General features: G+C 65.9%; 21 protein-coding genes, 1 tRNA gene and 8 pseudogenes. 12 read left to right on the top strand and 18 right to left on the bottom strand.

From position 1 onward, the window contains the following. Positions 1 to 51: 51 nt before the first annotated feature. Positions 52 to 789, top strand: a complete 738-nt coding sequence (locus tag Y590_RS01265) for a competence/damage-inducible protein A (protein WP_060768301.1) — start codon at positions 52 to 54, stop codon at positions 787 to 789. 111 nt (positions 790 to 900) lie between these two features. Further along, positions 901 to 1,788, top strand: coding sequence for a formate/nitrite transporter family protein (locus Y590_RS01260; RefSeq protein ID WP_060772100.1), 888 nt, complete (start codon positions 901 to 903; stop codon positions 1,786 to 1,788). Between the two features lie 88 nt (positions 1,789 to 1,876). Here the strand turns inward: Y590_RS01260 and Y590_RS01255 are convergent, their stop codons facing one another. Then, positions 1,877 to 2,995, bottom strand: a complete 1,119-nt coding sequence (locus Y590_RS01255; RefSeq protein WP_060768300.1) for a 2'-deoxycytidine 5'-triphosphate deaminase — start codon at positions 2,993 to 2,995, stop codon at positions 1,877 to 1,879. After that, positions 2,992 to 3,444: a hypothetical protein gene (locus tag Y590_RS01250; protein ID WP_502689488.1), complete on the bottom strand. Its 453-nt coding sequence runs from the start codon at positions 3,442 to 3,444 to the stop codon at positions 2,992 to 2,994. Before Y590_RS01250 ends, Y590_RS01255 begins: the two co-directional genes overlap by 4 nt. A 164-nt stretch (positions 3,445 to 3,608) precedes the next feature. On the opposite strand from Y590_RS01250, the gene apaG reads away from it, so the two are divergent. From apaG to Y590_RS01235, 3 genes are read left to right on the top strand one after another with little or no spacing between them, the layout of a single operon-like run. After that, a complete protein-coding gene (gene apaG / locus Y590_RS01245; RefSeq protein ID WP_003601773.1) occupies positions 3,609 to 4,001 on the top strand; it encodes a Co2+/Mg2+ efflux facilitator ApaG/CorD in 393 nt (130 codons plus the stop codon). After that, positions 3,998 to 5,173, top strand: coding sequence for an acetylornithine deacetylase (gene argE / locus Y590_RS01240; RefSeq protein WP_060768299.1), 1,176 nt, complete (start codon positions 3,998 to 4,000; stop codon positions 5,171 to 5,173). Before apaG ends, argE begins: the two co-directional genes overlap by 4 nt. Before the next feature lie 10 nt (positions 5,174 to 5,183). Continuing rightward, complete coding sequence (locus tag Y590_RS01235; RefSeq protein WP_060768298.1) at positions 5,184 to 6,104, top strand: bestrophin family protein; 921 nt, start codon at positions 5,184 to 5,186, stop codon at positions 6,102 to 6,104. A 203-nt stretch (positions 6,105 to 6,307) separates the two neighbouring features. Here the strand turns inward: Y590_RS01235 and Y590_RS01230 are convergent, their stop codons facing one another. The 7 genes and pseudogenes from Y590_RS01230 to Y590_RS25315 all read right to left on the bottom strand — a co-directional run. Beyond that, positions 6,308 to 6,691 (bottom strand): CsbD family protein, encoded by a 384-nt coding sequence (locus Y590_RS01230; protein WP_060768297.1) that lies wholly within the window; start codon positions 6,689 to 6,691, stop codon positions 6,308 to 6,310. Positions 6,692 to 6,771: 80 nt separating this feature from the next. Continuing rightward, the gene (locus Y590_RS01225; protein WP_012605520.1) at positions 6,772 to 6,975 is read right to left on the bottom strand and encodes a CsbD family protein; all 204 of its coding nucleotides are present in this window, start codon (positions 6,973 to 6,975) and stop codon (positions 6,772 to 6,774) included. 88 nt (positions 6,976 to 7,063) lie between these two features. Beyond that, complete coding sequence (locus Y590_RS01220; RefSeq protein WP_060768296.1) at positions 7,064 to 7,975, bottom strand: hypothetical protein; 912 nt, start codon at positions 7,973 to 7,975, stop codon at positions 7,064 to 7,066. 42 nt (positions 7,976 to 8,017) lie between these two features. Further along, the gene (locus tag Y590_RS01215; RefSeq protein WP_060768295.1) at positions 8,018 to 8,359 is read right to left on the bottom strand and encodes a CsbD family protein; all 342 of its coding nucleotides are present in this window, start codon (positions 8,357 to 8,359) and stop codon (positions 8,018 to 8,020) included. Between the two features lie 58 nt (positions 8,360 to 8,417). Beyond that, a complete protein-coding gene (locus Y590_RS01210; protein ID WP_083530959.1) occupies positions 8,418 to 8,573 on the bottom strand; it encodes a CsbD family protein in 156 nt (51 codons plus the stop codon). 95 nt (positions 8,574 to 8,668) lie between these two features. After that, positions 8,669 to 10,129, bottom strand: a complete 1,461-nt coding sequence (locus Y590_RS01205; RefSeq protein ID WP_060768293.1) for a helix-turn-helix transcriptional regulator — start codon at positions 10,127 to 10,129, stop codon at positions 8,669 to 8,671. Between the two features lie 514 nt (positions 10,130 to 10,643). Then, a pseudogene (locus tag Y590_RS25315) lies at positions 10,644 to 11,156 on the bottom strand (transposase); the annotation flags it as partial. A 623-nt stretch (positions 11,157 to 11,779) separates the two neighbouring features. On the opposite strand from Y590_RS25315, the gene Y590_RS01200 reads away from it, so the two are divergent. The 3 genes from Y590_RS01200 (at position 11,780) to Y590_RS01190 (ending at position 15,463) form a co-directional block, all read left to right on the top strand. After that, the gene (locus Y590_RS01200; RefSeq protein ID WP_245517489.1) at positions 11,780 to 12,262 is read left to right on the top strand and encodes a sigma-70 family RNA polymerase sigma factor; all 483 of its coding nucleotides are present in this window, start codon (positions 11,780 to 11,782) and stop codon (positions 12,260 to 12,262) included. 4 nt (positions 12,263 to 12,266) lie between these two features. Beyond that, entirely contained in the window at positions 12,267 to 13,247 is a 981-nt protein-coding gene (locus Y590_RS01195) for a FecR family protein (protein ID WP_060768291.1), read from the top strand. Positions 13,248 to 13,543: 296 nt separating this feature from the next. After that, on the top strand, positions 13,544 to 15,463 hold the full coding sequence (locus Y590_RS01190; RefSeq protein ID WP_060768290.1) for a Hint domain-containing protein: 1,920 nt from the start codon (positions 13,544 to 13,546) through the stop codon (positions 15,461 to 15,463). Between the two features lie 50 nt (positions 15,464 to 15,513). Here the strand turns inward: Y590_RS01190 and Y590_RS26860 are convergent, their stop codons facing one another. The 3 genes and pseudogenes from Y590_RS26860 to Y590_RS26185 form a co-directional block, all read right to left on the bottom strand. After that, positions 15,514 to 15,774: a hypothetical protein gene (locus tag Y590_RS26860; protein ID WP_135298215.1), complete on the bottom strand. Its 261-nt coding sequence runs from the start codon at positions 15,772 to 15,774 to the stop codon at positions 15,514 to 15,516. A gap of 1 nt (position 15,775) precedes the next feature. Next, a pseudogene (locus Y590_RS01185) lies at positions 15,776 to 17,015 on the bottom strand (transposase); the annotation flags it as partial. A gap of 52 nt (positions 17,016 to 17,067) precedes the next feature. Beyond that, a pseudogene (locus tag Y590_RS26185) lies at positions 17,068 to 17,169 on the bottom strand (MucR family transcriptional regulator); the annotation flags it as partial. A gap of 28 nt (positions 17,170 to 17,197) precedes the next feature. Between Y590_RS26185 and Y590_RS01180 the strand changes: the two are divergent. After that, positions 17,198 to 17,749 (top strand): annotated as a pseudogene (locus tag Y590_RS01180) (bifunctional enoyl-CoA hydratase/phosphate acetyltransferase); the annotation flags it as partial. 78 nt (positions 17,750 to 17,827) lie between these two features. Continuing rightward, positions 17,828 to 18,019 (top strand): annotated as a pseudogene (locus Y590_RS26910) (transposase); the annotation flags it as partial. Between the two features lie 78 nt (positions 18,020 to 18,097). Here the strand turns inward: Y590_RS26910 and Y590_RS01175 are convergent. Further along, complete coding sequence (locus tag Y590_RS01175) at positions 18,098 to 18,457, bottom strand: hypothetical protein (protein WP_144439904.1); 360 nt, start codon at positions 18,455 to 18,457, stop codon at positions 18,098 to 18,100. Between the two features lie 492 nt (positions 18,458 to 18,949). Beyond that, positions 18,950 to 19,204, bottom strand: a pseudogene (locus Y590_RS01170) (transposase); the annotation flags it as partial. 79 nt (positions 19,205 to 19,283) lie between these two features. On the opposite strand from Y590_RS01170, the gene Y590_RS01165 reads away from it, so the two are divergent. Further along, positions 19,284 to 20,096, top strand: a complete 813-nt coding sequence (locus Y590_RS01165; protein ID WP_060768287.1) for an IS5 family transposase — start codon at positions 19,284 to 19,286, stop codon at positions 20,094 to 20,096. Here Y590_RS01165 and Y590_RS01160 read toward each other — a convergent pair. The 3 genes and pseudogenes from Y590_RS01160 to Y590_RS26170 form a co-directional block, all read right to left on the bottom strand. After that, positions 20,094 to 20,678 (bottom strand): annotated as a pseudogene (locus tag Y590_RS01160) (IS5 family transposase); the annotation flags it as partial. The gene Y590_RS01165 and the pseudogene Y590_RS01160 overlap by 3 nt on opposite strands. Positions 20,679 to 20,888: 210 nt before the next feature. Next, on the bottom strand, positions 20,889 to 21,197 hold the full coding sequence (locus tag Y590_RS26175) for a hypothetical protein (RefSeq protein ID WP_144439903.1): 309 nt from the start codon (positions 21,195 to 21,197) through the stop codon (positions 20,889 to 20,891). 65 nt (positions 21,198 to 21,262) lie between these two features. Continuing rightward, positions 21,263 to 21,619: a hypothetical protein gene (locus tag Y590_RS26170; RefSeq protein WP_135298212.1), complete on the bottom strand. Its 357-nt coding sequence runs from the start codon at positions 21,617 to 21,619 to the stop codon at positions 21,263 to 21,265. Positions 21,620 to 22,367: 748 nt separating this feature from the next. Between Y590_RS26170 and Y590_RS01155 the strand changes: the two are divergent. After that, positions 22,368 to 23,182: pseudogene (locus Y590_RS01155) on the top strand (IS5 family transposase). Between the two features lie 339 nt (positions 23,183 to 23,521). Here the strand turns inward: Y590_RS01155 and Y590_RS01150 are convergent. Further along, a tRNA-Ser gene (locus Y590_RS01150) sits at positions 23,522 to 23,614 on the bottom strand. Between the last annotated feature and the right edge of the window lie 31 nt (positions 23,615 to 23,645).

Genomic DNA, 23,645 nt, shown 5'->3' with positions numbered 1-23,645 from the left:
TTCGCGCATCCGCGCCCTAGCTTCCACCCCGATCATCGCCCCCGAGGCCGCATGCCCCAAAGTTCCGACGTCACCGCCGCCATTCTCGTCATCGGCGACGAGATCCTTTCGGGCCGCACCAAGGACAAGAACATCGGCACCCTCGCCGAGGTGCTGACCGAGATCGGCGTGGACCTGCGCGAGGTGCGCATCGTGCCGGATGTGAAGGACGAGATCGTCGCCGCGGTGAACGCGCTGCGGGCGCGCTACACCTACCTCTTCACCTCCGGCGGCATCGGTCCGACCCACGACGACATCACAGCCGACAGCGTGGCGGAGGCCTTCGGCGTCGGTATCGACGTCGATCCGCGGGCCCGCGCCATGCTGCTGGAGCGGCATCGCCCGGAAGATCTCAACGCGGCGCGCCTGCGCATGGCCCGCATCCCCGACGGGGCCGATCTGATCGCCAACCCCGTGTCGAAGGCGCCGGGCTTCCGGCTCGGCAACGTCTTCGTCATGGCCGGCGTGCCGCAGATCATGGCGGCGATGCTCGATGAGATCCGCCCGACGCTGACGGGCAACGCGCCGGTGATGTCCGAGACGATCGAGGCGGGCGCGATCCCCGAGGGCAACTTCGCCGGCGGCCTCTCCGAGATCGCCGCCGCGCATGGCGATGTCTCGATCGGCTCCTATCCGTCGATAACGCCGGAGGGGTTTCGCAATCGCATCGTCGTGCGCGGCCGGGACAGGGACGCGGTGGCGGCGGCGCGGGCGGCCGTGGAGGCCTTGCTGGCCGGGCTTCGGCCTTAGGCATTTCGCTTCCATCCCCGTACCGGATCTCATGAAATAAATCTCTGCGCGCAGGGAGCGCGCAAGCGCTGCCATACGTTGGGCTGCGACGAGACGACCGCCGAGGGCCGCATGTCCCAGGAATCCCGTACGTACGGAGAGCCAGACAACCGGGGTGAGTCGAAGACCCACGGCGCCCACACCCGCGAGACGGACAACGCGCAGGTCGAGAAGGCCCACCGACCGGACGCGGTGATCCTGCACGAGATCATCCGGCGGGAAGGCGAGGAGGAGATGCGCCGCACATGGCTCGCCCTCTCGCTCTCGGGCTTCGCCGCCGGGCTCACCATGGGCTTCTCGCTGATCGTGCCCGGCGTGCTCAAGGGGCATCTGCCGCACGCGCCCTGGGCCGAACTCGTCACGAGCGCGGGCTATTCGATCGGCTTCCTCATCGTCGTGCTCGGCCGCCAGCAGCTTTTTACCGAGAACACGGTTACGCCGATCCTGCCGCTCCTCACCGAGAGGACGTTCGGCGCGTTGATGCGGGTCGTGCGGCTCTGGGGCATCGTGCTCGTCGCCAACATCCTGGCAACGATCGCCATCGCCTCGGTGCTGGCCCATACCGACGCGTTCAAACCGGAGGTGCGGGAAGCCTTCGCCGAGATCAGCCGCCACACCATCGAGGACCCGTTCTGGACCACGGTGATCAAGGCGGTGTTCGCGGGCTGGCTGATCGCCCTGATGGTGTGGATCCTGCCGGCCACGGGCTCGGCGGCGCCCTTCATCATCATCCTGATGACGTGGCTGGTCTCGATGTGCGGGCTCGCCCACATCGTCGCCGGCTCGGTCGATGCCTATTACCTCGTCGCCATCGGCGAGATCGATTTTCCGAAGTATCTCACTGGGTTCTTCGTTCCGACGCTGCTCGGCAACATCCTCGGCGGCGTGACGCTGGTCTCTGTGCTCAATTTCGGACAGGTGGCGCCCGACATCGAGGAGCACAACCGCGTCGACGCCTGAGCGTCCTCGGGCGCCGCTGGGAAGGCCGGGGCATTCGACAAGGTTCTGAGGGAACGCCTGCGCGTCGATGCCCCCGGCAGCGGATCGATCAGGCCGCGGGCGGCTCCGGCTCGCTGGCGAAATGCTTCGAGAGCTTCAGACCCTGCGCCTGATAGTTCGAGCCGGCGCCCGTGCCGTAGAGGGTCGCGGGCTGCTCCAGCATCCGCTCGTAGACGAGGCGGCCGACGATCTGGCCGTCTTCCAGGAGGAACGGCACGTCGCGCGAGCGCACTTCGAGCACCGCGCGGGCGCCGGCCCCGCCCGCTTCGCTGAGGCCGAAGCCCGGATCGAAGAAGCCGGCATAATGGACGCGAAACTCGCCGACGAGGGGATCGAACGGCACCATCTCGGCTGCGTAGTCGGCCGGCACCCGCACCGCCTCCTTCGAGGCCAGGATGTAGAACTGGCCGGGATCGAGAATCAGCGTGCGGCTGCCGTCGGCCGGCAGCGGCTCCCAGAAGTCGCGGGTGCGGTGACCGCGCGGCCGGTCCACGTCGATCAGGCCGGTGTGGCGCTTGGCCCGGTAGCCGATCAGCCCATCGAAACCCGAGAGATCGACCGAGACCGGCACGCCGCCCTGAAGCGAGGGGGTTGCGACATCGATCAGCGGGTCGTTGGCGTGGAGCGCCGCGAGTTCCGCCTCCCGCAGCCGCGGGTCGCCCCGGCGAAAGCGGATCTGCGAAAGGCGCGAGCCGGTCCTCACCCGCACCGGGAAGGTTCGCGGCGAGATCTCGGCGTAGAGCTGGCCGGCATAGCCCGCCTCGATCTGGTCGAAGGCGCTGGCGCGGTCGGTGATGACGCGGGTGAACACGTCGATGCGCCCGGTCGAGCTTTTGGGGTTGGCGCTGGCGCTGAGGCCGGGGGGGAGCGCCAGGGTTTCCTGCAATTCGGCGATGTAGACGCAGCCCGTCTCCAGCACGGCGCCCTGCGTCAGGTCGATCTCGTGCAGCGCGAAGGCCTCGACGCAGGTCGCGACCGAGCGCCCGCTGCTGGGCAGGAAGCTCGTGCGTACCCGGTAGGCGCGGCGGCCGAGCCGCAGGTCGAGGCTGGCAGGCTGGATCTGGTCGGCGGCGTAGGCGGTCGCGGGGCGGATCGCCCCGGCTTGCGTCAGCGCCGTGATGGCCTGCGCCGGCAGGATACCGGATGCTGCCGGCACGTCTCCGCTCATCGTCCCGTATCCTCGCCTTTGCGTATGGCCTCGGCCGCCGCGCGCTCTGCCGCCTCGATGGCCACGACCATCCGCGCCAGCGCCAGCCGGGCGCAGGCGCCCATCGCCACGAGACCGGCGAGCGCGCTTGCGAGCAGCGGAAAAAGCGCGGGCCGCAAGCCGGCCGCGACAGCCACCACGACTGCTGCGATCCACGCCGCATTCCCGAGCGCCAGAATCGGTGAGGGCAGGCCGCGGATCTCGGTCTCCACGCCCGTCCGCTGCCGGACGGCCCGGGCCGCGATCCGTGCGGCGGTATCGAGGCCGAGCGCCATCACGAGCGCGAGCGCCGGCCACCGGTTCTGAGCCGGGTCCCACCACGCGAAGGCGAGGGCGAGAACGAGCATCAGGACCGAGCCGAGAGCCGGCCCCGCCGCCAGCGGCGGTCCATTGGGCCGTGCAGCCGTCACGGCTCCCTCGAATTCTCCCCGGTGCGAAGCGTTCGGCACGTGGTCTCCGGCCTCCGCTCACCGTAGGATACCGTGATTGACGAGGTTTCTGGCGCCACGTACCACGGCGCGTCGCAGATGTCGCGATGCGGCCTGCGCGCCGTCCACGGAGATGCTTTCACGCGATGTACAAGGCCGAGACGCGCGGCATCATGGTGACGGTGGAGCCCCGATTCGTCGAGGAGGAGTCCTCGCCGGGCGAGAGCCGCTATTTCTTTGCCTACACGGTCGAGATCGTGAACAACGGCAGCGAACAGGTGCAGCTCCGCTCGCGCCACTGGCGGATCATCGACGGACGCGGCGCCTGCCAGGAGGTGCGCGGCGCGGGCGTGGTCGGCAAGCAGCCGGTTCTCGAGCCGGGCGAGTCGTTCAGCTACACCAGCGGCTGCCCGCTCACCACGCCGGACGGCCTGATGGCCGGCAGCTACACGATGTCCACGATCGGCGGCGAGAGCTTCGAGGCGGAGATCCCGGCCTTCTCGCTGGACTCGCCCCATTTGCGCCGCGTCGTCCATTGACGGCGCCGGCCGGCGGCACCCGCCTCACGCCGCTGGAGCTTCTGGAGCGGCTCGTCGCGTTCGACACCGAGAGTTCGAAGTCGAACCTCGCGCTGATCGATTTCGTGGCCGCGTATCTCGACGGCTGGGGCGTGCCCCATCTCCGGGTGCCGAACGCGGAGGGTGACAAGGCCGCCCTGTTCGCCACCCTCGGGCCGATGACGGATGGCGGCGTCGTGCTCTCAGGCCATACCGATGTGGTGCCGGTGACGGGGCAGGCCTGGACCTCCGACCCGTTCCGCCTGCGCGTGGCCGACGGACGCGCCTACGGCCGCGGCGCCGTCGACATGAAGGGGTTCGACGCTCTCGCACTCGCAATGGTGCCGGCGGCGCTGGAGGCCGGGCTGACACGGCCGATCCACATCCTGCTCTCCTACGACGAGGAGACCACCTGCCTCGGCGTCGCCGACACCATCGCCCGCTTCGGCGCGGACCTGCCGCGGCCGGGCGCCGTGATCGTCGGCGAGCCGACGGAGATGCAGGTGGCGGACGCACACAAGAGCGTCGTGACCTACAACACCGCGGTTCACGGCCACGCGGCGCATTCGGCCAAGCCCGGGCTCGGCGCCAACGCGGTGATGGCGGCGGCCGACCTGATCGCCGAACTGAACCGCATCGCCGACGCGATGGTCGCCCGCGGCGACGCCTCCGGCCGGTTCGACCCGCCGAACACCACCGTCCATGTCGGCGTGATCGAGGGCGGCACCGCCCGCAACATCCTGCCGAAGCTCTGCACCTTCCTCTGGGAGTTCCGCGGCCTGCCCGACCTCGACATGGCCGAGATCCCCGCTCTCTTCGCCGCTTCCTGCGAGCGTGTGACCCGCGAACGCCTCAACCGCTACGGCGAATTCGGGCGCATCGCGACGGTGGAGGAGGTCTCCGTGCCGGGGCTCGCGCCCGATCCGGGCTCGGAGGCCGAACGGCTGGCCCTGCGGCTCGCCGGCCGCAACGCGACGATCACCGTGCCCTACGCCACCGAGGCCGGGCGCTTCCAGCGGGCCGGCATCCCGACCGTGGTGTGCGGGCCGGGCTCGATCGATCAGGCGCATCAGCCCGACGAGTTCATCACCCTCGACGAACTCGCCCGTGGCGAGGCCTTCATGCGCCGGCTGGTCGCGGCCTGCGCCGGCTGAGACACGCGCCATGATCGTCCGTCCCCGCCCCGGCCTCCTGACGATCCTGTTCGCCATGCGCGGCTCGATCCTGCCCAAGGTCGCGCCTCAGGTGATCGCGATCGCCGCGCTCTCCTTCCTCGTGGTGGCGATCGAGCAGCGGCACCCGGCCTGGTTCCCGATCACGGCCGGGATCGGCCCCTTCACGCTGGTCGGGCTCGCGCTCTCGATCTTCCTGAGCTTTCGCAACGGCGCCTGCTACGATCGCTGGTGGGAGGCGCGGCGGGCGTGGGGCAGCCTGATCGTCGAGTTGCGCGGCCTGGCGCGGCTGCTGCCGGCGCTGCTGCCGGAACCTGAACACGAGGCCCTCCGCCGCCGCTGCCTGCGCCGAGGAGCCGGCTTCGCCCATGCCCTGCATGCCCGCCTGCGCGGTCTCGACGAGACCGCGGCGCTCGCACCCTGGCTGCCCTCGGAGGAACTTGCGACCCTCGGGCAGAGGCCGAGCGGGGCCGACGCGGCGTTGACGGGGCTGACGCGGGATCTCGCCGGGGCGACGAAAGCCGGCGCGCTGAGTGACGTGCTGTTCGTAGGCCTGGAGCAAAAGATCGCCGGCCTCTCCGCGATCCAGGCAACCTGCGAGCGCATTCACGGAACGCCGCTGCCCTTCGCCTACACGCTGCTGCTTTACCGGACCGCCTGGCTCTACTGCCTGCTGCTTCCGTTCGGGCTCGCCGGCTCGCTCGGCTGGTCCACCCCGATCATCGCCGCGCTCGTGGCCTACGCGTTCTTCGGCCTCGACGCACTCGGCGACGAACTGGAGGAGCCGTTCGGCACCGATGCCAACGACCTGCCCCTCGATACCCTGCTGCACACGGCCGACGCTGCGATCCTCGATGCGCTGGGCGAGACCGGCCGGGCGGCACCGAAGGCCGACCGGTTCATGCTGCGATAGTCTCGCATCCCTGCGGGACGTGGTCAGTGCCGTCGTCGCCGCGCTCGAGGGTCCCTCGGCGCCCGTTCCGGAGGCTCAACGCCTATGACGCGTCGGGGTCGTGGCCTTGCCGGTGAGCCGGCGGCTGACGAAGGCGATGACCCTCGGCAGGACGAGGGCGGTGAGAAGCTTGCGGATCATGGTTGTCTCCCGAATTGCGGCGGTCAGCGCGACGGACGCGCGAGCCAGCCCAGCGTGAAGGCGGCCGCGGCGATGCCGAGCAGGGTCGTGGTGCGGTTGGCATCGGCGTAGCGGACGGCGCGGTGCCCGTAATCCCGGCCGCGGCGGCGGGCCTCGCCGGCGTAACGGCGCCCGTCCCGGATCAGGTCGTCGGCCCGTTCGCGTGCGGAATGGGCGAGGTGTTCGCCATCGCGGGCCAGATCCTCGATACGGTCGCGGGCGCTGCCGTAGGCGTATTGCGCTCCGCCGGCCACTTGGTTCGCGGCGCCGCGCACTTGGCGGACCGGGTCACCCGTGACGCCGCCGACGGCGGTCTGGGCGCGGCCCTTGATATGACGGGACGCGCCGCGGAACTGATCGCGGTTCATGGTTCTCTCCGAATGACGAGTGAGAAGGGTAAAGGGATGGGGCCGGCCCGGCCGGCCCCGCGCAAGGATCAGGGCTGGGTTCAGTGCTTGCCGGTGACCTTGTCGGCGAGGTTCTTGGCACCGTCCTTGACGTCGCCGACCGTCTTCTGAGCCTCGCCTTTCAGCTCCTGCGCCTTGCCCTCGGCCACGAGCTTGTCGTTGCCGGTGACGTTGCCGATGCCCTGCTTGACGTTGCCGGCCGCCTCGTTGGCCAGGCCCTTGATCTTGTCGGTCGTGCTGCTCATCGGATGCTCTCCTTCTGGCGGTCAGGTTCACCGGCAGCGCCGGTCGTGGAGGCTCCCGCCAACGGCGGCGGGAGCCGAGGGGAGGGGATCAGGCGCGGCGGGCGTCGTAGGGGCCGACGAGCGTCGAGGGCTTCGGGGCACCGAGGCGTCCGCCGAAGAAGGCGGCAAGTGCGCCGAGGATCAGGGCCAGGGCCGCGTAGAACGCGCCCTGGGTGGCGGCGGACTTGGCGGCGACGGCGGCGGCTGCGGCCTTCTGCTTGGCCGTGGCGACCGCCTGCTCGTACTGCTTCTCGTAGCCGTCGATCTGCGCCTTGGCCTGGTCGGGCGCGATGCCCTGCGCCTTGGCGAGCGCGTCGGCGGCGCGGCTCTTGGCTTGCTCCTTCTGGGCGGGGTCGCCCGACAGGACGGCACGGACCGCCGCGACGGCCGCATCACGAGCGGCCTGCGGGTCCTGGCCGGCGGATTGCTCGCGAACCTTCTGCTCGATGCCGTCGAGCGGGTTGGCGATCTTCGACAGCGAGGGGGCCGCAGCCTGGGCCGCGGTCTGCACCGTGCCGCCGACGAGGTTGCCGGCGCCACCGAGCGCGCCCGAAACCGTGCCGAGCGTGCCGCCGACGAGGCCGCTCGCGGCCGAGGTGATGAGGTACAGAACCACCAGCGTGGTCACCGCCCAGGCGACGAGGCCATGCAGGGCGGCCACGCCGGGCAGCGGCTTGCCGGAGAGACGGCCTGCGATGAGACCGCCGGCCAGCGAGGCGACGATGCCGGAGACCACGAACCACAGCCCCGCACCGAGCGAGAAGGTCGAGGCGTCAGGATTGTCGGCGGCGTTGGTGCCGACGGAGGCCAAGCCGACGCCCACCCCGACGAGATTCAGGACGACCTGGGTCACAAGGGCGGTCACGGCGCCGGCGAAGATGGCGCCCCAGGACACCTCGTTGAGCAGTACGGCCCGCGTGTCGCCGGCGGCGACGGGGGATAGGCTTGTGGTCGTGGTCACGCAGTTACTCCGGTGGTCAGAGAAGTCGGAAAAAGGAAGGTGTCAGAGCCGGCTGACGAGAAGGCCGAGGCCGAAGCCGATCGCAGCGGCAACGAGAAGCGAGGTGCCCGGCGCCTCGGAAACGTACCCGCCGACATCGCGGGAGCCCTCGCGCAGCGTGCGGCGGCCCCGGTCGTAGGCGTCCTCGGCGTATTCCGAGACCTCGTCGGCGGTGTGCCGGACAGCATCCTTGGCCTGACCGTAAAGGTTCTCGGCGGTGCCTTGCGCTTCGCGGAAGCGGCCCTCGACGGAATCATTCTTCGAGCCGGTCAGGTCGCCGACCGCGCTCTGAACCTTGCCGCCGATCTCCTTCGCGGCGCCCGTGATCCTATCCGTATCGACCATGTCATTCTCCTCGTATTCTTGATGGGCCGGCACGCCGATGTGCCGGATGACCTTCGGGTCATTTGCCGCGCGGTGCTGCCTTGGGCGGCTGCACTTGGCGTTTCTGAGCCTTGCCCTCGGCCTCGACGCGGGCATCACCCGTCAGCTTGCCGATGGCCTCCTTGACCGAGCCCTTGGCTTCGGTGGCGGAGTTCGATTTCACGCGGTCGGTCATGAGCACCTCGCGAGTGATTGGGAAAAACCCGGTCGGCTTGAGATGTCCGCTCGCGCGCGCCAATCAATAGTATCAAAGTACCAGTAGAGCGGTTTTTATGTACCGGCGGGGTGGAGCGGGAAGCCGTTCTCGCGTCCCCAGATCACGGCCTCCGCCCGCTTGTGGACGCCGAGTTTGCGGTAGAGCGCGGCACCGTGATTCCGGACGGTGTTGCGGGAGAGGTTGAGCCGCTTGGCGATGGCGTCGTCATCGAGTCCGGTACAAATCAAGTTCAAGATCTGGCGCTCGCGCACGGTGAGGATCGGGCTCGCTCCGTCGCCGTCGTGGCCGCCGGGCTGGCGCAGGTTGGCAAGCTTCTCGATGAGCCCGCGGCTGAACCACGAGGTGTCAGCCATCACCGCCTCGATGGCCTCGAACAGGTCGCGCTCGCCGCGCTTGCGCTCGGTGATGTCCTGCAGGACGAGCAGAGCGAAGGTCTCCTCGCCGATCTCGACGCGCTCGGCGGAGACGAGGCAGTCGAGTTCCGACCCGTCCTGGTGGCGCAGGCAGACCTCCTGCCCGGGGACGAAACCGGTGCGCCCGACCGCCTCCTCGAACCGCTCGCGGGCTGCATCCGCAACCCACAGCCCCGTCTCGGATGGGGAGCGCCCGACCACGCTGTCCTCGCCGTAGCCGAAGACGCGGGTGAATGCGTCGTTGATGCCGGTCACCGTGAAGCCGTCCAGGCGCGCCAGCAGCGTCGGCACCGGGGTCAACCGGAACGCCGTGGCGAAGCGCGCCTCGCTCTGCCGGAGCGCGGTCTCGGCCTTCCGGCGCAGTTCGAGGTCGGCGAACGTGAACAGCATGCAGGGCTCTTCGCCCATCTCGATGGGCTGGCCCGCGACGATGACGAAACGCGAACCGCCATCCGGCAGGTTGAGGCAGGCTTCCATCTGCGGGATGGTGCCGCCCTCGTTCAGGCGCGACACGGCGAGGTCGCGGTTGCGGGCGCCGGCCAGCACATCGACCTCGTAGACGCTGCGCCCGATGACGGCATCACGGACATAGCCCGTCATCTCCAGGAAGCCCGCGTTCACCTTGACGTGGCGCAGGTCCGACAGCCGGGTGATGACGGCGGGCGCCGGGTTTGCGTTGAAGGTCTTCTCGAAGCGCTCCTCGGCCTCAAACTGATCCGACACGTCCTTGAGGATGAGGGCGAGGCAACTCGGGCCGCCGTCACGATCCGTGGCGACCAAGCTGCGGAGCGAGTGGACGAAGTAGACGTCCGGCGCGTCGGGCCGCCGGACCTCGACGACGACATCGTGGAAACGCTCGCCGGCGACGACCCGCTCGATCGGATAATGCTCGGGCGCGCGATTGTTGCGGTAGCGCAGAGCGAAGCGCTCGCGGTAGGCATCGACGGTCGCGCCCAGTCCGTCGAGGGTCTCGACGCCGTGCATGGCAAGCGCGGCCTCGTTGGCGTAGGCGATGGTCTGGTCGGGCTCGACCAGGATCACGCCCTCGCTCAGGCCGGCGATGATCTGCCGGAGTTCATGCCTGTCAACGTCCGCCGTCACGCCCGCGTCGCTCCCTCTCGCGCCAAGCTGCCAGATCGGCAGCGGTGCTCAAACGAATTGCGCGCAAAGCGGTTCCGGAACGAATTTGGTAAATCAGGACCATGCCGCTGATATCTGGGGACCGTACCGCTCCGTCGCGAACTTCAGGCGAAAACGGCGTTGCTGGCTTCCCTCGATCCGCACGACTTTGATGTGCGGTTTCATTCCGCGGGCACGTTTCAATCCCGAAAGATCGGTATTCTCCCCCGGCCCCCCATCGAAAGCGATTGCATTCGAATATCAGACAAACAGCCGTTCGTCGGACACGCGGTCGTGTCGCGTGTTGGAGCGTTCAAGCGCCAAGTCGCTTAGATAAGGCATCGGCTGTCCGCCGCAGCTCCCAACCCAATCGGTCCAAGACGTTCGGCAGGGCTTTAGGTTTCGATCAAGCTGATGCTGATCCGCCTCCACGCGGTGGTCCAAGTTCAAAGTTAGGAGGCCGTCCTTCGTGCCCTGCCGCCACACTCGGCATCGAGGTCACGCGCCGCCGGGGACAGGCCGCCAGCACCGCTTCGGCCTCGCGCGGCACCTGATCCGGCACAGGTTTGCGGCCCGTACGGGCGGTGGCACGAGCCGCATGCCGGGATCGTAGAGCTTTTGATTGTACACCTTTTGATTCTTGGCGATGCGCACAGCCCAGACGAGCCCGCACGTCGAGGCTGTGGCGGAACGCGGCGCTGGCTCCGTCGCCGGCGTCAGCCCGCATCACACCGAAGCCCATACCCTCGACCGGAAGGCGGTCGAGTTCGGTGAGCGCGATCCCGCCCTTGCGGCGCGCCGACCTGCGCGCAACGCGCCGGGGGCGATCCATTCCTCCAACAGGAACAGGTGCGGCCCCACCGGCACGGGCACCTCGCCCCGCGCCAGGGCGACGAGCGACGGACCGTTGGCTTTCCTGCCGAGCGCACCGCAGTCCTGGTGCGCCGCCCCAACCGAGCAGGCCGCGCCGGTATAGCGGCGCCCCGTTCCGCCGCGTCATGCGTCTCATCGCGGCCAGGAACGGGGCGAACCACGCGTCGAGATCCTGGAGCGACCAAGGCGCCCGCTCCCGCCTCCGGCAGTTCCACCGCAGGATCGGAACGCTCAACGCCTCTCGATGTGCTCAGGCAGTGCGAGAGCGCCGCGTTGCTGTACGGCTGCGAACGGTCTCTTTTGCGCAATCTTACTCAGGTGCAACGCTGCACACGCTTTATCGTGCATTAGTAAGACCGGCCATTGATGTATCCATCGTTCGGCAGCCCGCGCTGCCATGTGAACCTCGATTCGATGCGCGGTTGGGCGCTTTTGCATCATTTGATGGCATGGATGCTGCATGGTGCAAAGCGTGCGGGATTCAGCTTTGCGACCGGCGCACGGCCTGCAAAGTGTGAATTTCCAACTCTTATCGGGGGGAAAAGGAAATCTTACACTTGATATTGATCTCAGGAGTGCGCTCTAAGTTAAGCCGCAAACATTGCGAGACTTGATGTTTTTATTACAAAGTGTTGTCCGAGCATTGCCGACACACAGGTCAAACAAAACATCTGCCTGCCTGGGCTTGGACGGCGCAGGGCAGGCGTCAAGCGGTGGGGTTATCAGATGGCAAATACCGCAGTCGGACCGAGCTCACGATTGGTCGAAACGCTGTTTCGGGAGCATTCCACCTGGCTCGGCTCATGGCTGTCGCGCCAGCCCTGGACCGTTCACGCTCCCGAGGACATCGTAGCAGACGTCTTCCTGTCGCTCCTGACCCTGCCGAACGTGGCGAGCGTGCGCGAGCCGCGCGCCATGATGACCACGATTGCCAAGCGGATCATCTTCGAGGCCCGCCGCCGCAAGAAGCTTCAGATCTCCTACGAGGATGCCCTGTCGGCCATCCCGGAGGCGATGGATGTCTCACCGGAGGACCGGCTGATCCTCGTCCAGGCGTTGCAGAAGATCGACATGGTCCTCGCTACGCTCTCGCCGAGAGCCCGCGCGGCATTCCTCATGAGCCAGATCGATGGTATGTCCAACAAGGAGATCGCCCAGGAACTGAATGTCTCGCTCAGTGCCGTGAGCAAGTACATGACCCAAGGCTTTTCCGCAGTCTATCTGGCCAAGATGGAAAGTTGAACGAATGGCCAAGGCCCGGGCGCGAGAGGGCGTCGACGACAAGAGGATCGATGACAGCGGTCGGGCAGCCATCAAGTGGATGGTGGCGCTGACCTCCGGCACCATGACCGAACGCCAGCTTCGCGATTTCGACCGCTGGCGCAGCGCCAGCGCCGGAAATGCGGAAGCGTGGAACCGCATGTCGGGGGGACTCCAGCCCTTCGAGGTGCTGGCTCACTCCGCTCTGCCCCGCGGGACGGTGTCTCGGTTGTCGGACGCGCCGGTCCGCCGCGACCGCCGGGCGATCCTGGCGGGCTTTGCCGGCCTCGTCGCGGTGGGGGGGGCAGGCACCCTTTCGCTGGAGCGCTTCGTCCCGCTTCAGGGCCTTCTGCACGATCGATACACCCGCACGGCGGAGCACGACCAGTTCGAACTCGACGACGGCAGCAAAGTCGTGCTCGCGCCGCGCTCTTCGATCAACGTCGCCCTCTCGGCCGAGGAACGGCGTCTCGAGTTCCTCAATGGCCGGATGATGCTCGAAGTCGCCGAGCACGACCCGCGCCCCTTCGTGGTCGATCTGGGCCCGTTCCGCCTCGACGCCTCGGCGGGAAACTTCGTTCTCGACAGCCGCGACGGCCGCCTGGCCGTCTCAGGGCTCAAGGGCAGCGGCACCCTCGAAGGCGGGGGACGTCGGCTGAACCTGCGCACCAGCGAGCGTCTCAACTACGATGGAGCTACTTTCAGCCGGAGCAAGGTCGACGCCGAAGTCGAAGCGTCTTGGACGACCGGCTTCGCGGTCTTCGACGACGAGTCCATCGCGGCCATCGTCGAGCAGATCCGTCCCTACTATGCCGGATTCATCAGGCTGAGCCCTGAAGTGAGGGACCGGCGCGCCACCGGTGTCTTCAACGTTTTCGATCCCGTCACTGCCCTGGATACGCTCGCCCGGTCCGTCCAGCTCAAGATGACGCAGACCGCCGGCATCTGGATCAAGATCGAAGCGTAGCGTCAAGCCTGGACCGGCATCCGCCGCAGGGCCTTGCCCGCGGCGGTCTTTCGAATTTCGATGCGGTCGCCCGAGGCGGCTCACGGAAGCCGTTGCCGACACGATGCGCCACTCGCCTTCGCCCGGCCGGTCTCAGGACTAGGTGCCGCGGCCGCCGGGCGAAGAACCCATGCAGGCCTGTTTCGAAAAAACGCCCCGTTCGGCGGCTGCCATTTTTCCTGCCTCGTCACACAGAGAGAAGGGAAGCTCGGCCGTTGCGTGGCGTCGGCGCGTTCCCGGAGAGGGCCTGAACCGAGATGGCAACGCTGACGGACGAGCAACGGAAATCCGTAACCTATCTCGCGGGGATGGATGAGAACGGTGCCATCGCCTCGCTCGCATGGCGGGGCTGGCGGCGGGACAACCCGGCGACCTATTGGACCGACCGAAGCTTCGTCAACAAATGGAACAACGATTCCGACGGCAACACCCTGAGCGCGAGCAGCAAAGCCGGGACGCCGGGCGGGGTCGTGACGTATTCGTTCGCCCCCGGCGTCTCGGTACTGGCCAAGGCGGCCTATCGCGAAGGCCTCAACCTCTGGGCCGACATCGTCGACATCCGGTTCAAGGAGGTCCCGCTCTCGCCCGGCTCCAATCTGGTGCTGGACACGGACGTGGATCGAGGCGCGGTGACCACCTCCCCGGGCTCGGTGCGGACGAACCCGGGGGCGACCGAAATTCCTTCGGTCCTGACCCCGGTGACGAATCCGTTGGGCTACTCGGCCAACGTCAATATTCCGGACAACAACAACGGCTACGGCGTCCTCGGCGATTTCACCACCCGGGGCGTCAGCACGGTCACGCACGAACTCGGCCATATGCTGGGGCTCGGCCATGCTGGTCCCTACAATGCGGGCGTGGCGGCCTCTAGCCAGTTCAATGCCTATGACAGCCAGCAATGGTCCGTCATGTCCTACATTACTGCCAACAATACAAGAACGCCGTTCTACGCAGAGAACCCGGTCAAGGGTAGCAACTGGACCGAAGCACATACGCCGATGATGCTGGACATTGAGGCGGCGCAGCGCATCTACGGTGCCTCCAAGACCTCCACCTTCTCGGGGGGGCAAGTCTACGGCTTCAACGCCAATATATCCGGCACCTCCAATGCCTACTACAATTTTTCTTACAACAGCGCACCCGTCGTCACGATCTACAACACAGGCACCGGCAATTCTCTCGATTTGTCGGGCTACAGCACGGGCTCGACGATCAACCTGAATCCGGGCAGCTTCAGCTCCGCTGGCGGCCTGATCAACAACATCGGCATCGCCTACAACACCCGGATTGACACGGCGATCGGGGGGGCGGGCAACGACATCATCTACACCAACGGCAACGGCAACCGGATCGATGGCGGCGGCGGCACCAACAGGGTAATTTTCGCGAAAGCGGAAACCGACTATCAGGTCGTCCGCACCGCGGCGAACGCCGCGATCGTCACGGACAGGACCACGGGCGCCGTCGACACCTTGACGAACGTTCAGGAGATGGCGTTCGCGGCGCCTGTCTGCTTCACGAGCGGAACGCGCCTCCGCGTGTTTCGGGCCGGAGGCGTGGTCGAGGTCGCGGTGGAGGCGCTGCGGGTCGGCGACGTGGCGGTGACGGCAACGGGCGGACGCCGCAAGATCCGCTGGATCGGCCAGCGGACCGTCGTGCCGGCCACATGCACGGTGCCGTCGCAGCAATGGCCGGTGCGCGTGCGGGCCGGCGCCTTCGGGAGCGATCCCTGCGGTCGCCTGCTTCCGGTGCGGGACTTGCGGCTGTCGCAGGGCCATCCGGTGCTGGTCGCGGCGGACGAGGACAACCGGGGAGGCGTCCTCGTCCCGATCATGTGTCTCATCAATGGCACGTCGATCATGCGCGAGCCGGCCTCCATGGTCACCTACTGGCACGTCGAACTCGACGCACACGACATCCTGCTCGCCGAGAATCTGCCGGCAGAAAGCTACATCGATGGCGGCGACCGCGCTTTCTTTGCCAAGGCATCCGATGACGCCCTGCATAATCCGGACTTCGTCGCGCCGGGCTGGACCGCGAGATGTCGGCCCGTCCTCATCGATGGCCCCGTCGTCGAGGCGGAGCGCGCGCGGATCAACACCCTCTTTGTGCTGGCGCTGGAAGGAAACTGCGCTTGGCCACCCTTCGAGAGCGCGCACCCAACTGGATGCCGGTGACGTTCGGGGAAGGATGATGTTCTCCAAGGCCTGAGAGGGTCGAAACCGAGTCAAGCTGTTGCTTGGGCGACGGGGCGACGCAGGTCAGCCCCCAGGGCGTCCATGGTGTCGACGCCGGTGTCCCGGATGAACATCAGCCGGACCCCGCCGCCGATGAAGGTGTCGAAGTGCCAGCCTCGGCCGCGTAGGCGCGCGACCGCGGCCTCGGACATGCCCAGGGACACGCCGTTGGCCTCGACCGGATGGAGGAGATCCAGGCACGACCGCGCCGGCGAGGCGGGCGGCGCAAGCGCTGGCGGCGCGCCAGCCACGCACCATCGCCCACTCGCCCCGGACCTGATCGGGCCCTCTCATCAGAAGCGGCCGGAAGCCTCGGGCCTGCTTGATCTGTCCGACCACCGGCTCGCTCCCCTGCTTTCTGAGACGGTACCGACTGCTGCGCCCAGCCCGCTTCAGGCGGGCGGCCGCGTCTGCTGCGCCATGATGCCCCCGGCCCGGAGCAAGCTAGTCCGTGATCCTCCGCTCCTTCAGCGCGGCGAGGTTCGCCTCGTTGGCAAAGCCGGCATCGCCGGAGACTTCCCGCGGCTTGCGCCCAAGATGAGTGCGGATCTCGTCCACAAGCGGCACGAGGACGCGGTAGTCGGCAGAGGTGGTCACGAGCCGATGCACGACGATGATCTGATGGGCTGCGTCGACCGCGATCTGACCGTTATAGCCTGCACGAAGCCGTCGCGCGTGGGCAGAATCCGGATGTCAGGTTCGGTGAAGTTGCGCTCGCCCGGTCGGGCGGAGCGCCGTCTTTGCTGCGCAGTGGCCGCCCCTGCCAACGCATCCCCGACGAGGCGCCCGGCCCGCTCTCGTCCTCGGGATCGGGCGGATCTGCAGCCTCCGCCTCCAGCGCGGCCTTGGCGGCGCGGATCGCTTCCAGCCGCCGCGGCTTGTCGGCCATCCAGTCCGGCGTCTCGTCGCCCCGACGGCTGGCACCGTCAGCCTGATCTTCGGCCGCGTCAGCCTCGTGCGCGCTCCAGCCAAGCGTCCGCCTCGCCGGCCAGGGCCGGCTCGGCCGTCATCATCCGTCCGTAGCGCATCGCTTTGTGGCGGGAGGCGTTCGCCTTCAGCGTGGTGCCATCCACCGCCACGTGGCGAACTCGACGAGACCAGCCGCCGGACACAGGCGCAGCACCTGCACGAACAGGTCCGACAGGGCCACGAGGTGGCGTTCGCGGAAGTCGGCTATGGTGCGGAAGTCGGGCCGGTTCAGGCCGATCACCGCCATGACATCGACCCGCTCGTCACAGGCGCGGGCGAGCTGGCGCGAGCAGGACAGGCCGCGGCTGTAGCCGTCGAGCAGGAGCGCCACCATCATGCCGGGATGGTAGGGCGGGTAGCCGCGCTCCTCTGTGCAGGTTTCGAGAATGGCCGAGAGCTCGAGCGCCTCCCGCGCTGTATCGCGTACGAAGTGCGCCATATGTCCGGGTGGCACGAACTCGTCCAGTGAGGGCGGCAGCAGCCAGCCCTGATCGACATCCCACGCGCGAAACACCTTGGCCAAGAGCCAACTAAATCGGCCGCCGGATCCGCCGTCGAGGGAATGACTCGGACAGGCTCTTAGTTAGATGCCGCTTGAGCGTCTTGTAGGGCCTGCGGTCGATGAAGCTGATCAGCGCGTCCGGGGTGGTCGACTTGCGGACCTCTGCCGGTGTTGGCCCGGTTCTCTACAGAGCGAGCATCCCCGTAGACGTGCCGGGCCATGCGACGCCCCTGATCATTACGGACGCCGCGGTCAACATCGCGCCCTCTCTGGGGGAAAAGCGCGACATCACGCAGAACGCCATCGACCTCGCGCAAGCCCTTGGCGTCGAGTCGGTGCGGGTCGCCATCCTGTCGGCCACGGAGAGCGTCAACGCGAAGATGCCCTCGACCCTCGATGCCGCGGCCCTGTGTAAGATGGCCGACCGGGGTCAGATCACCGGCGGCATCCTCGACGGCCCTCTTGCCCTCGATAATGCCATCGACCTCGAAGCGGCTCGGATCAAGAAGATCCACTCACCGGTGGCCGGCCAAGCCAACGTTCTCGTGGTCCCCGATTTGGAAGCCGGCAACATGCTGGCCAAGAGCTTGACCTTCCTGGCCCGTGCGGACGCGGCCGGGATCGTGCTCGGGGCTCGGGTCCCGATCATCCTGACGAGCCGGGCCGACTCTCGGCTCACGCGTCTCGCCTCCTGTGCGGTCGCCTCACTGTTCGCCGCTGCCCAGCGCGCCCACCGGTCCCTGCCGGAGGTCTAGGTGGGGAACTTATACAACCAATTGCCGTCTCTTGTGTTTTCTTCCTGCGTATGGGGTTTCCCGCACAGGAGGACCGCGATGGCACGGCTGTTCTGGCTCCCGCATAGGGCTTGGGCGCGGATTGAGCCACACCTGCCTCACGGCTAAACCTCGGGTCGACGACAGGCGGGTCATCAGTGGCATCCTGCACGTGCTGAAGGTCGGAGCCGTTGGCAGGATACCCCTTCAGCTCACGGCCCACACAACACGATCTGCAACCGCGACAACAGGTGAGCTCAGCGCGGCCTCTGGCAGCGCTTGTTTGCCAGGATCCTGTGTCGTCGCATGGACGTCAAAAAAGTTCCCTCCCTAAGACCCGCGCCCGATATCAAACCACACGCTCTCCAGCACCATAGCGCGCCAGTCTGAATGCTGCGGATCCATTTGCACAATATGCATATTGGCTTCATCCAGTGCATCGAGACCGCCGGCTGCGTGAATGCGTTCGCCAATAAGAAGGAGTTCTTTCCAGTAGGCATCTCCGGTTGGGTCTGGGCCGCAATAGCTGAGATCCGGCCCGAGCTGTGCCCTCCCGGGCACCTGCCATGTCGTAAGCACTCCTCCATCGCACACGGCTAGGAAGGTTGAGCCGACGCGCTCGGTTTCGACGATGCTCCGCAGGAGTGCGTCGGTGGCGACCTCGGTCTCAGAGCCTTCGCGTTTATGCACGGTCGCCTCCTCAAGCTGCCCAACACACGCGTTGATCGCCGATGCCGCCCGACCCATTGCCGTGGCTGCGGCGGTACGTCCGGTCCGCCTTCGATCGGCACTGCAGCACGGTGGATGTCTTGATGGAAGGCGCGGATCGCGCACCGATGTCATCGGCTCGTGAGCCGGGCTGCGATGTCTACCAGCCTGACGTGAATTCATCATGTCATACAAATGTCGCCGTCATCGCGCCCTAATCGAAGGGAGCACATCGACGTCATTAAAGAACTTGCTAGACAAAATGGAAAAACTGAAATTTATGAAAGATCTCTAGAAGATATTAGCAAATTTGATTTATCATTGAACTTCACGCGAAGCAAGACTGCCATCAGCAGCCAATGCAGATACTGCCACCGACGACTTTCATCTTCGATCCCAGCGACGTCCGCGGGCTTCCGCCAAACGTTGACCCTGTCAACCCGTACCTTCATATTGCTGATCTTCTAGAGCCTGTTATGCACTTGTCATAAGCTTTTCAGCTTGTCGGAGCATGAGGCAGACGAAGGCGACCATGTGCAGGCCAGCCAACGTGCTGGCGTAGCGCTCGTAATCTTTGACCAGCCGCCGACAGCGGGTGGCCCAGGCAAACGAGCGCTCCACCACCCATCGGCGCGGCAGCAGGACAAAGCCGCGCTTGGCCTCAGGCGCCTTCACCACTTCCAAGTCGATGCCGTGCGCGCTCGCGGCGGCGGCGGGCTTAGAGCCCGTCCGATAACGTCCGGCAGGGGTTGAGTGGCCGGAATGGCGGTGATTCCAGAAGGGTGCTGAAGCCTCATCTGGACGTGCCATGTGGACCCCGACCACTCGCCGGCAGCATAACCGTGCGCGCCTTCGATACGAAACCGACCTGACGGATACGGAATGGGCGGTGATCGCGCCCATGATGCCAGAGCCCGCCTCGCGTGGTCGTCCGCCTGTCTGGACGATGCGGGAGGTCCTGAACGCGATCTTCTACGTGCTGCGCGGCGGCATCGCATGGCGGTTGATCCCAAAGGATCTCCCTCCGCGCAGCACGACGTTCGGCTACTTCAGCCGCTGGCGGGACGAGGGATTGTTCGGGCGGATCAACCACGCCCTGGTCATGGCCGACCGGGAGCGGGCCGGTCGCGAGGCCTCGCCGACGGCGGCCGTGCTCGACAGCCAGAGCGTGAAGACCACCGAGAGCGGCGGCCCGCGCGGCTACGACGCTGGAAAGAAGGTCAAGGGCCGCAAGCGTCAGGCCCTGGTCGACACGGACGGGCGCGCCCTCGTGCTCGATCCGCAGACCGCCGACATTCAGGATCGCGATGGGGCTGGACCGGTGCTGCGCCTGTCGCGGCGGACCTTCCCGTTCATCGTCAGAGCTTTCGCCGATGCAGGCTATGCCGGCGACAGACCCGCGACCGCCACCGTCATCACCATCGACATCGTGCGCAAACCGAAGGATCAGGTCGGCTTCGCCGTGCATCCACGCCGATGGGTGGTGGAACGCTTCTTCGGATGGATCAGCCGCAACCGACGCCTCTGGAAGGACCCGGAAGCGACCCTCGCCTCGGCCCAGGCCTTCCTCTACGCCGCCGCCGTCATGATCCTCGTCCGAAGGCTCGGGCGAGCATCATGACTTAGCGGACGGACTCTTAGGCCCGGAATAGCCCTGGTCGACAAAGGCCAACTCGACGCTGTCGCCCGTCTCCGCCTGCACCTCGGCGGCCAGCCGGCCGACCTCGGCCCGGTCGTCGACATCGGCGGGCGTCACGTGCAGCGCCACGACATGGCCCGGCGTGTCAACGGCCAGATGCAGCTTCGCACCCCGCTTGCGCTTGGCCCCGTCATAGCCGGCCCGCTCGCCGCTCTCGGGCGAGGAGCGCAGCGTCCGGCTATCGAGGATCACCGCCGAGGGCTCCGGCTCCCGCTCCGCCGCCATCCGCAGCACCGCCCGCAGGTCGCCGGCCACGTCCGCGAAACTGTCGGCCGACAGCCAACGCTGCGTCTGCTGATACACGGCCGCCCAAGGCGGCAGATCGTGCGGCATGAACCGCCAGGGCGCCCCCGTCTTCACGATGTAGCGCAGCCCGTTAAACACCTCGCGCAACTCGTGGTCGCGCTGAGCTGAGTCCTCCCGCAGCAGCGCGAGGTAGGGCGCTACCAGTGCCCATTCTTCATCAGACACGTCGGACGGATAGGAGCGGCGATCAGAAGGCATGATCCACAACGCCAATCCTGCCTATCAGTTCATAACACGCTCTAGGCTTCGAACTGAGCAGCCTCGACCTTTGCTACGAGCAGTTCCGCACGAGCCCGACAGCTGGTCGCAAAAAATACTGATACAAGGCATGAGATAGGAAAGGCTATTGCTCGCGCTGATTTCAAAAACACAGCACGCGCTTCGTAAATATTCAAAATTTAGGACGAATCAAATCGGGATCCGGCCTTGGATCACGACCTCGGCTGTTGAACTGCCGTTTGGATTGGCGAGTACGACTCCGACAGATTGGCCGCTAGGCAAAAATATTCGTGCGCCGCCAGTTTCGAAAGCGTGCATCAGAAGCGCAGTATTGCCCTCGATCTGGCCATTTGCAGAGTATGCCTCTCGGTCCAGATAGCTATCGATCTCATAGGTGACGACGCCGACGCCGGGCTGACCATCCCCGATCGTCAGCTTCCCTCGCCCACGTATCGTGCCGAGATATTTCAGCAGTTGCCGCTTACCAAAGCTGGTCATCACATCCGATTTCATGAGGGCGCTGAAGCGCGACTACCGTAGCAATGGGCAGGATCGACACCGCATCAAATCACAGGCTGCTCTTTCGCTGCCTGGAGTTCATCGGCCGTCGCAAGGAAACGGGATGAAAGGCAGCGTATCGCCTCGACGCGACGGCTGGTTTCTTCATGCTTTCCGTCGTCAAGCGTCGATAGGGCTTCCATGAAAGTGGCGTCAGCTGCTTCGTTATCTAAGCGCTCAGCAAGCCGCCGCAACGATTGAGGACCCGTATAACAGGATTTAGCATCATTTTTTATCGCAAGAACGACATCGGCGACAGCTGGATCAAGCTCCATGTTTCGGTAATGCGAGAAAGCCGATATAATCGATTGGCTCTTTCCGAACCAGTAGTACTCTAAGCCAGTTAGTCTGGGGAGTGTCATTGCCTACTCCATGACTTTATAGTTTTTCATTTATGACCTTAGCAGAAAATCAATGGATGTAACTGCTGGCCCAGCACATATTGCGCTACTGTTTCGTGCGGAAATTCCGACCGAGGTCTTCTTGGACAGCCGCATCATGATACCAAGCGGAACTGGAAATGTCCGGCCGATGCGATTCGGGCTTGGATCTTTCCTCTGGCCTTCCGCTGATGCAGCGGGAAATCATCTTATTCTGATTTGCCGGCTTAACCATACCGGTGAAATCTGGGGGGTTGAACAAGTTCATGACCATAGATCGATCCTCAAATTTGATGGTATGGATCTTTCACAATACGATATTTGGTAATGAAAATACGGATTTCAAGCTCTAAAAAAATATATTCATCGATATTCATCGGATTTTTTGGCTAAAAGGCTCAAGTTTTCACATCAAAATCGAGGCCGCAAACTTGCATAAAAACCGCTTCATTCTATCGAATTGTATGTTTATAGCATTCAACACAATGAATCGTAGATATTTTGCAATCAATTTAGCCAATAAATTCAAATATTAATTCCGTGTATAATGAAATTTACGCATCCATCTGACCAACATTGAGGCTTTGCGCAAGTACTTGTCACATATGCATCCCTACTGGCCACCTTCGACGTTAGACCCCGTTTCCTAACGGGCGTCGGAAGGTCGTTTGGGGGAGCGGCGAGCACCGTCAGCGTTGAGGAAGTATCTGACGCTCGCCCCGGATCGTCGATGTGGACACCCGCCGCGCGTGCCGAGTTTGCGCGCGAGAACCTGCCCTATGCAAGCAGCCCGACAAACGCGGAGTGGGCGCTCATCGCCCCGCTGCTGCCCGCCCCCTCCCGCACCGGTCGTCCCTGGCGCTGGCCGCTTCGGTCGATCGTGGACGGCATCCGTTCCGTCCTGCGCACCGGCTGCGCTTGGCGGCATCTGCCGCTGGATTTCCCGCCCTGGCCCACCGTTCACCGCTGGTTCCTGCGCCTGTCGAAGGGCGGCCGTGTTCGAGCGTCTGGCCCATGCCCCGACCCTGGCCGACCGCGAGCGCGCTGGGCGCGAGGCCAGCCCGACCGGCGGCATCCTCGATGCGCGGGCGGCGCGCTCGGGCGGCGTCGGCGTCAAGGACGAGCGCGGCTACGATCCGGCCCGGCGCGTCGTCGGCCGCAAGCGCCACGCGCTCACCGATACGGACGGCCGTCTGCTCCTCGCGACCCTCTCGACGGCTGGTCGGCACGACAGCCACAGTGGGGTTGCGCTGCTGCGGGCGTCCTGTCGGCTCTGGCCGTTCCTGGCCCACGGCTTTGCCGATCAAACAGGGCGAGCGCGTCGGCGCGGCTACAGCCATCACTGTCGAGATCGTCAGGCCTGACAAAGGCCAAAAGGGCGTCGCCGGGCAGCCCCGCCGCTGGGTGATCGAACCAACCTTCGGCTGGATCGCTCGATGCCGCAGGCTCGCCTTTGACTACGAGGCAACCCCGTCCTCCGCTCTCGCCTTCTTCGTCTTGGCCGCCGCCACGATCCTCGTCAGACGCCTCGCTCAAAACTTATGAAACGGGGGCGTGCCAGAACGTCTCCGGCTCGTCGTTGATTTTCTGCGCGGCGCCCCGGGTGCGGACCTTCCGGGGGGCTTCGATAACCCGGATCTTGGTCGATTGCCGGATGACGCCGCGCGGGTGACCTCAGCGAACGCGGCCGGCACGTGCCGGGAGGAGTGCCACACGCCCTGCCGGGCGGTGAGGAGGTCGGGGGAGGGGGCGCCGGGTGATGTCGCCCACGAAGGCGTCCTGTGTTGGACGAAATGTTGGACGATTTAGTACCCAAATAGGGCACGATCGGTCAATGAATGACCGCTAAGTGCTTGTGACTGTTGAGAAAGTGAAAAAGGCAGGTGGCGGAGACGGAGGGATTCGAACCCTCGATACCCTTATTAGGGGTATGCTCATTTAGCAAACGAGTGCCTTCAGCCTCTCGGCCACGTCTCCACTGCGCTTGGCTGTAGAAGCTCCGGCGGGA

Origin of the sequence: Methylobacterium sp. AMS5, from assembly GCF_001542815.1 — a bacterium.
Taxonomy (GTDB): Bacteria; Pseudomonadota; Alphaproteobacteria; order Rhizobiales; family Beijerinckiaceae; genus Methylobacterium.
This window is presented reverse-complemented; position numbering and strand designations above follow the sequence as displayed.